The following is an 8,236-nucleotide window of genomic DNA, read 5'->3' as shown; positions in this document are numbered from 1 at the left end:
GCGTGAACCACGAAGACCTCCGGTCACCGATGCGAGTTGTCAGATACCCACATCGTCCCGGAGGTCTTCACCTACCCGCGACGCACACAACGTCCCGGGTCGCTACATCTAGGGCGCACCCTCCCGCGGCCACTCGGCCGACCGCGGATGCTCCAGCCCGCACGTGCGGCAGACTCGTTTAGCTGCGGCGCATAGATTCGCCGCAGCTACACAGTTCGGCCGCACTCGCGCGACGGCTACCACCCGGCGGCGCGGCTGACAAGGGGCGCGCGGCGGCAAAGGAGGATGACTAGAGTGACGTTCGACGCAACGTCGAAAGGAACACCGATGGCAACGCAGTCCGATACCACGACCAAGACGAAGAGTTCGGCATCCGCAAGCCCGCGCAACGCCCGCAAGGCAGCGAAGGGCGGAGCTGGAGCGAAACTCACCGACGAGCAGAACGCCGAGAGCGGCTTCCAAGCGTCGAAGCAGCTGAGCGTCAACCTGCAGCGTGTGCTCGTCGACCTTCTCGAGCTCTCGCTCCAGGGCAAGCAAGCGCACTGGAACGTCGTCGGCCGCAACTTCCGCGACACCCACCTGCAGCTCGACGAGATCATCGACGCCGCTCGTAGCCTCTCGGATGTCGTCGCCGAGCGGATGCGTGCGCTTCACGCTCTTCCGGACGGGCGCAGTGACACGATTGCCGAGACCACGTCACTCCCCGAGTTCCCTCACGGCGAGGTCGACACCGACGAGGTGGTCGACTTGATCACCGAGCGCCTCGAAGCGGTGGTTGCGACCTGCCGCGAGGTACATGACGACGTCGACGACGAGGATCCCACGAGTGCCGACATCCTGCACGAGGTTCTCGGGCAGATGGAGCAGTTCGCCTGGATGGTCAGCGCCGAGCGGCGCACCCCGCAGGGTCGCTGACCCACTCGAGTTAGCCCAGAACGACGATTTCGTGCATCATCTGCGTGAGTCGGTTCAGATCGCCGAGAACCACAACTCGATGTGATCCTCAACGAGGATCTGGTGGAGGCGCCGCGGCAACTCAACACTGACGTTCACGGAGTCGAACACGAGCAACGTTACCTGGATGTCGCTCGCATCCGAAGCCGCCAACACCTGCCCGTACCAAGGACGCTGACGCACCATGTCGACGGCATCCACAAACTCCGACATCGCCTCGTTCAGGGCGTGAGAACCATCCGCGTCGCGTGCGATGCCGGCGAGCTCGAGGACTGATCGCCCGTTGGAGCCCACCACGAGCCCCGGAAAGTCCGCTGCCGAGCCCAGAGCTTCTTCGCGCCCCGCAGCAAAAGCCATCTGAAACCGGCAGACGATCCGCGCCGCCGCGGCATCCGTTCTTGGTTGCATGGTCAATTATCGCGGCTATCGAGCCTGTCGCCGGGCGCGTGACCTCTCAGCTCGCTTCACGATCTGTTGGGCCGTGTGTGCAAGTTCGGGGTCGTCAGCGTGATCGGCGATGAACGAGATGCCCTCTTCACCGCCGAGTCTCTTGACTGCGTCCAATAGGAGCGCGCGGGTCTCGCCAACGTTTCGATCAGCAATCAGCTCCTTCAGGCGCGGCAGGTCCTCCCCCTGTGCAGCGGCAGCGACAGCGACCGCGAGTCCCTGCTGGACACGGTTCTGATCGGCCGCGAGGTATTGATCGACAAGGAGGGGCCACCATGGGTGCGCAGTTGGCACCGCCAACGCTCGCGCGATCCCATCCCGGATAGCTGGCGGGTAATCCCGCGGAAGGTGATCGATAAGCACCGGGACCAGATGCGGATACGTGTCCCTCGTATTAACAAGGTCCCACACCGAGGCAACGTTCGCGCCCGCCACGTTCAGGTCGGACACGAGTGGCTGCTGGGCACGGATGAGTTCATCCACGAGCGCAGCGTGGCGTGCGGCCGCGGCCTCATCCTGTGCCCGGAGCACCGGATCCGCAGCCCGCCGCGCAAGATACTCCTCGGCCGTCACCTCGCCTCGTCTACGGGTCACGGGACCACCGGATCCCCGCGATAGAACTGAGGCGCACATGACCCTACTGTGCGCACGTAGACCTCGCACGGGACCACCCCGACTAGCCGTACGTGACCGTCACTTACGGAGTAGCTCTCCAGAATCAGGGCTCCCGCGCCAGCCTTGTCGACAATCTCATAGCTGACCGCTTCTTTGATCACGAGCGACAACGGCGTGTAAATGAGCTTTCGCACTCGCCCGTACTCCCGTCGCAACGAGGCTCTCGTATATCTCGCTCCCGACTCTCCTGATGCGAGGAGACTCACGGATTGACGCCAATCGATCCGACCGCCTAGAAGAAACTGACCGTTGCGAATCGTTGCGGTGTCGAGATCAAACTCCGCGTCGTCCAGCTCATTGAAATCGACCTCAATATCGTTCGTCATGTCAATCTCACTGCTTTATTCATCGGACATAGCGCCTGTGATAGTTGAAGAGTGTAGGTATCCGGCGGGGGTGCCCGAGTTCTTCCCACCGGCGTCCGGAGCCTGACCCAGGCGACTCAGTCGCTATCAGGATCGCGCCCATCACGCGATCGCCCGTACCCCCAATCCCAAAGCTGAACATCACCGTAGAAGCGTACGCCGGCCACGTACATCACCGGCACGACAGTCACGATCACGATCAGCTTGAGCCACCATTCACCTACGGGGCTCGCCCCGACCACGACTAAGCCACCCAGCGCAGCGAGACCAGCTGATGAGGATAGAAACCTTGAATCGCCCTGGGTTTGGTTCCTAGGTGTTTCCGAGGCTGACGGGTGTCGGCTCGGGTGATTCGAGGTCAGCGTAGTGGGCTGTCTCGACTTCTGCGGGGGTGCGGTAGTCGAGCTCGGTGTGCAGGCGCTGGTTGTTGCACCACCAGACCCATTCCAGGGTCGCGAGCTCGACCTGCTCGATCGTGCGCCAGGGCCCGCGGCGGCGGATCAGTTCGGTCTTGTAGAGCCCGTTGATGGCTTCGGCGAGGGCGTTGTCGTAGCTGTCGCCCACGGATCCGACGGAGGGTTTCGCGCCGAGCTCGAGGATCCGGTCGGTGTAGACGAGCGAGACGTAGTTCGAGCCGCGGTCGGAGTGATGGACCAGCCCGGTGATGTCGCCACTGGACCATGCCGCCATCTCCAACGCCGGCAGCGGAGACTGCTCGGTTCTCAGGCTCGCGGAGACGGACCAGCCGACGATGCGGCGGGGGAACACGTCGGTGACGAACGCGACGTAGGCGAACCCGGACCAGGTCGCGACATATGTGATGTCCGAGACCCAGAGTCGGCAGGGTGCGTCCGCACAGAACCGCCGCTGCACGAGGTCCGCGGGGCGGAGGGCGGCTGGATCGGGCCGGGTGGTGAACACCCGGCGGGAGCGGCGGGCGCCTTCCAGGCCGAACGTGCGCATGATCCGGCCGGTCTGGTCTCGCCCGACCAGCCACCCTTGTCGACGCATCAACGCGTGCATCTTCCGGACCCCGTAGACGCCGTAATTCTCCGCATGGAGGCGAGCGATCTCCGCTCCGAGAACGTCGTCACGGATCGCGCGCGCCGACCGGGGCCGGGTCCTGGCGGCCCGGTATCCGCGGACGGTGAGGAACCCACTGCCTGTCGCACCCAGGGTGCGGCAGATGGCCTCGACCCCGAAACGATCCCGGAACATGTCGATGAACCGGATCATCTCGTCGTGGGGCGGTCGAGTTCCGCCGCGAAAAACGCGGACGCGGACTTCAGAATCTCGTTCGCGCGGCGCAGCTCAGCGTTCTCTCGTCTCAGTCGCTTGATCTCCGCGTGCTCGTCCGACGTCATGCCCGGGCGGGCACCGGAGTCGATCTCGGACGTACGTTTCCACTTACGGAGCGTCTCCGGACCGACACCGAGCTTCGCTCCGACATGACGGATCGCGGCGTACTCGGTGTCGTGCTCAGGCAACGCCTCAGCGAGCATCCGCAATGCTCGCTGCCGGAACTCCGGCGGGAACTGACGGGGCATGATTCATCCTCCCAAAGGAAGCGGAACCAAACCCAGGGCGATTCAAAGCTGAGGAGACGGTGACGATGAAGATGGTTATGAGAGGAAGCGCGACGGTGAGGAGCCGTCAGTCACTAAGCAGCTTCGGCAAGGAATGCTGTGAGACCGAAGGCGATCATGACCACCCCCATTCCGATCGCGCACGCCCCTGAGAAGCCAACCCAAAACGCGCTCTGAAACCTCTCGAGGCCGCCAGAGACTCGCCGACCAACCAGCTCTCTTTGCCCCCTCGAGATCACCCCATGCAGAGCGCGACGGAAAACGATGACGAGGATGCCGATAACAATGGCGGCCACACCGAGTACCAGATTCGGAAGGACCGGGACGGGCGCGACAACGGAGGCCGCGTCTGCTACCACGCTCACCAGCCCCACCCCGCGAAACCGTCGCAGCCGATACCGCCACCCACAGAGACACCTCCTCCGCCATACCATAGAGGGCCATTCTCCTGCATCCCAACGTCCCCATAGGCACCGAAGGGCCCAGCAGACACGACACGGCTTCCGCCAAAGAAAGCACCCGGTTGGGTCTCGGAGGAACCACCGAACTGAAATGTCGACGAGAGTCTCAAGCCTCCCCCGAACGCAATTCTCGCGTGCCCTTGTAGATCTGTTGATATTGAGATGCACCCGCCGACGCATCCAGTCCACCCAATATTCGCCGACGGAATCACGATACCTTCGGGCTCCCACGCGGGCTGGGGCGGAGGCGGCGTCCACTTGGCCGGTCCCTTCTGCCACTGTCCGCCGTGCTGCGACCGGAGTTCTGGCGCGAGCTCGTAGATCGGATCATCCCAGCGTCTAATTCCAATCGAAGTGATCTTGTGTCCAGCCTTAATCCAGGCTTCTGCCGAGTCGGCAGTGAGCTTGCCGGTGAGGTGGTTCTTGCCGATGGGGTCGGTGGGCCAGACGTAGTCGTTGTCCACGCCTCCTTCGATCGGGTCGACTTGCAGGAATCTGCCCAGGGCGGGGACGTAGAGTCTCGCGCCCATCTCGGCGATGATCACCGACCCGAGAGTCTCAACCTGCTTCGTCGCGCCCTGATGCCACCCGGTGACACCGTCCGCGATCTGCCCGGCCAGGTTCGCTGCCGCAGTGCCGATCGCGAGGGTAACCGGGTCGAGGGGTTGCCCGTACGGGTCGAACACCCCCAGGCCCCCGACCGTGGTCCCGGTGGTGGTCGTGGTCGCGGTGATCAGTTGGTGGCCTTGCAGGTTCGGGACCGACACCGTGGCCTCGGCATCCGTGCGTGTGAGGGTGACCCCGCCGGGCAGGGAGAGGAACCGGGTCAGGGTTGTCCCGTCGGTTTGACCCCACGCAGCATCCCCCGCATACAACGTGACCACCTCCGCTGCCGGTGGTTCACCGGCCGGATCGGTGACGCGTTTCACGACCCGGCCGGTCGCGTCGCGGTGCACGGTGACGGTGGACCCGTCCGCGTACGTGGTGCCGGTGTGCCGGTTCGCGTTGTCATACCCCAGCTGCATGTCACCGAGCGTGACCGTGTTCCCCCGAGTGTCGTACGCGATCTCGGCCGCACCGAGGCCGTCGGTGACCCCGAACGCGCCGGTAAGGGTACCGGTGACGGTGGTGGAGGTGAGCCGGTCCGCCCAGTCATAGCAATACGCCGCCGAGGAGGTCACCGCAGTGCTCGTGCCGGGCGCGGTGTATGCGTCGGTGAACCCGGTGCGGTTCCCCGACAACCCCGCAGACGTGTTCACCCCACACCCACCAGAGGACGCGAACTGGTAGGACAGCTGGTGCCCCGGGATGCTCGCCGAGACTAGGCGCCCGGCGGTGTCGTACTGGTAGGTGGATGTGTATGCGGTGGTGCCGGTGCTGCTGACGTGCTGCACGATCCGACCCGACTGGGACCGCACCACACTGTCGGTGACGCTCTGCCCGGCAACATCCCACACGTTCCCGATCACCCGGCCCGCACCATCACGCACCACAGAAGACAGCGCAGACCCGTCCGCGTAGCTGACCGAGGAAAGCTGCTGATCCGCGTCGTACGTCACGGCTGCTTCGGTGACCCCATCCACGGTGACGGTGAGGACTTTCCCGTCCAGGTCGTACGTGTACCCGGTCACCGACGCCGACCCGCCCGGCGGAGTCGTCGACGTGGACAGCAGCCGCCCGGTCAGATCCTCATACGTGGAGGTCGTGACCGTCCCCCACACATCGACCGTCTTCGTCATGCGACCCAGCAGGTCCGTCTCGGTCGTGAGGGTGGCGTTGCCCGGCGCACCCGGAACCGCGTTATCTGACACCTCCACCCGCGCGCCCGCCACGGTCGGCGTGTAGACGGTGGTAACGGTGCGGGTCCCCGCGGTGGGACCGTTCACGGTCTGTGACACGACCCGTCCGCGTGCGTCGAAGGTTACGCACGACCACGTCGTGTCCCCGGACACCTTCGTACCCACAGTGCGACCCATCACGTCGTACACGTACTCCGTCGTGACCGCAGACCCCGACGCCGGGGCCGGACCTGTCGTGGACTTCAGGGCACCGAACTGCTTCACCCCCGACACCCCACACACGCTCGGCGCCGCCTCAAGCTCGCCGTAGTACGCCGATGTGGTCTTCGCTGTCGCCGGGGCGCCCGCCACCGTCGCCGCAGGCAGGGTGCGGGTCAACCGCCGCAACCACCCCGACGACCCCGGCTGCTCATACGACACCGCCGTCGTCAGACCCAACCCACCCGGATCGACCGTCGACGCGGTCGCCGCACCTAACCACGGATGCTGATACGTGAACGCAGAGGTCACCGACGGCGCAGCAGCGCCCGACACGGTTGTCGAGTCGTCCGCGGTGGTCTGGGAGACCAGCCCGTAATCCGGGCGTAGGTTTTCGCCCGGCACGATGGAGAAGGCGCCGTTGGATGACGGCGTGGCCCATTTGAGTTGCAGGACTTCGGTGATGGCGATCTCGAAGTACTCGATGCGGATCCGCTTGGCCTGACCGGCGCTGACCGTGAAGGACAGGCCGGTCACATCGGTGGGCCACTGACCCACCCACTGATTCACGTACAGGACGTCGTCGAGCCAGACACGAACGCCGTCATCGCTGGTCATCCTAATGGTGTATGTGCCCGCTTCGGGGAAGGTGATCAGCCCCGTCAGCCGGAGCGACCAATGGTCCGCTGTCAAGCCCGCGACGGGTGCGGCTTCGCCCCAGTTCCGGTCAACCGCGCCTCCGGCACCCCCGATCCCGAGCCCGAACGCAACCGGCTTTCCGGAGAGTGTCTCGTTGTTGTAGTAGGCAGCATGCAGACCGTTCAACCCGCCGTCGTACACGGTCGAAGCGTGGGCGGGAAGGACGCCGCACCCCGACGCGCCGACCGGGTTGGTCACGGGTCGCCTGTCCGTGCCGTAGCAGGCGGCCGGTGCGGGCCCGTAACTGTCGGTGACGCGGTCGAGGTTGTTGTAGATGCGGGTCGACGTCCGCCCGAGATTATCGGCCGAAGAAAGCACCAGGTCCTTCGTGGGGTGCCAGGTTTGGGTAGCGGTGACTCCCATCGCGCTGGTCGTCGAGGTTTGCCGCCACGCATTGTCATAGGTAACGGTCGCGGCAGTGCCGGTGAGACCCGCGACCTGAACACTGGTCTGCCCCGCCCCATAGGTGAAGGTCTTGATCGGCCGCTTGCTCGAATCGACCCCTCCGGGGTCGGGCAGCGCGACCGACGCGACCTTCCCGCTCGTGTAGGTGACAGCGATTCCCGCCGGGTCGTCGGCCGTTGTCGTCGAGGCGAGCGGGTTCGAGTCGTTGGCAAGAGAGTCGCGGATTTGGGCGAGGAGCCCATCCCCGTTGTACCCGAACAAGGTCTTCTCCGCGCCTGGGTCCAGGATCTGCGCGAGCTGACCGTTCGTGTTGTAGAACAGGTGTGTCAGCGACCCGTCGGGGTAGGTGATCGCGCACAGCATGTCCACGGGCGCTTTGCCATACCCGACACCGGGATCTTCAGGGCAGGCCGTTTGAGCCCCGTCCTGGTAGGTGAACTGCACGGTCCGGTCATACCCGGTCCCGTTCTTTGACACCGGGTCACGCAGCGCAGTCACCACACCGTTCGCGTTGGTGAGGATCTCGGGAGTCGCGGGCTTCTGTGCGTCCGGGGGTGCCCTGTGCGTCAGGATGGGGTGAGACACCAGCACTGCTGACCTTCGCACTGCACGGGGCGAGAACGGACCAATACTGAGATGACGATGAC

6 protein-coding genes and 1 other annotated feature are annotated in these 8,236 nt (G+C 64.8%); of the genes, 1 reads left to right on the top strand and 5 read right to left on the bottom strand.

Going from position 1 to position 8,236, the window contains the following annotated elements:
• Positions 1-327 precede the first annotated feature (327 nt).
• Positions 328-915: a DNA starvation/stationary phase protection protein gene (locus BGO47_RS08540; RefSeq protein WP_292710664.1), complete on the top strand. Its 588-nt coding sequence runs from the start codon at positions 328-330 to the stop codon at positions 913-915.
• Positions 916-969: 54 nt separating this feature from the next.
• Here the strand turns inward: BGO47_RS08540 and BGO47_RS08535 are convergent, their stop codons facing one another.
• From BGO47_RS08535 to BGO47_RS08515, 5 genes are all read right to left on the bottom strand, one after another.
• Positions 970-1,362 carry a hypothetical protein gene (locus BGO47_RS08535; RefSeq protein WP_292710662.1) on the bottom strand — a complete coding sequence of 131 codons (393 nt, stop codon included), beginning with the start codon at positions 1,360-1,362 and terminating at the stop codon, positions 970-972.
• Positions 1,363-1,377: 15 nt separating this feature from the next.
• Positions 1,378-1,995 carry a hypothetical protein gene (locus tag BGO47_RS08530; RefSeq protein ID WP_292710659.1) on the bottom strand — a complete coding sequence of 206 codons (618 nt, stop codon included), beginning with the start codon at positions 1,993-1,995 and terminating at the stop codon, positions 1,378-1,380.
• Between the two features lie 758 nt (positions 1,996-2,753).
• A protein-coding gene (locus BGO47_RS08525) for an IS3 family transposase (RefSeq protein WP_292710656.1) occupies positions 2,754-3,988 on the bottom strand; the annotation gives its coding sequence in 2 pieces (ribosomal slippage) (positions 2,754-3,706 and positions 3,706-3,988; 1,236 coding nt in all).
• Positions 3,592-3,716 (bottom strand) — a sequence feature (AL1L pseudoknot). It overlaps the preceding gene by 125 nt.
• A gap of 113 nt (positions 3,989-4,101) precedes the next feature.
• Positions 4,102-4,392 carry a hypothetical protein gene (locus BGO47_RS08520; RefSeq protein WP_292710653.1) on the bottom strand — a complete coding sequence of 97 codons (291 nt, stop codon included), beginning with the start codon at positions 4,390-4,392 and terminating at the stop codon, positions 4,102-4,104.
• On the bottom strand, positions 4,389-8,174 hold the full coding sequence (locus BGO47_RS08515; RefSeq protein WP_292710650.1) for a PA14 domain-containing protein: 3,786 nt from the start codon (positions 8,172-8,174) through the stop codon (positions 4,389-4,391). The genes BGO47_RS08520 and BGO47_RS08515 overlap by 4 nt, the downstream gene beginning before the upstream one ends.
• Positions 8,175-8,236: the final 62 nt, after the last annotated feature.

This window comes from Microbacterium sp. 67-17 (genome assembly GCF_001898325.1).
In the GTDB taxonomy this organism is placed as follows: Bacteria; Actinomycetota; Actinomycetes; order Actinomycetales; family Microbacteriaceae; genus Microbacterium; species Microbacterium schleiferi.
Note: the sequence above shows the minus strand (reverse complement) of the source record. Positions and strands in the feature narration are given on the sequence as shown.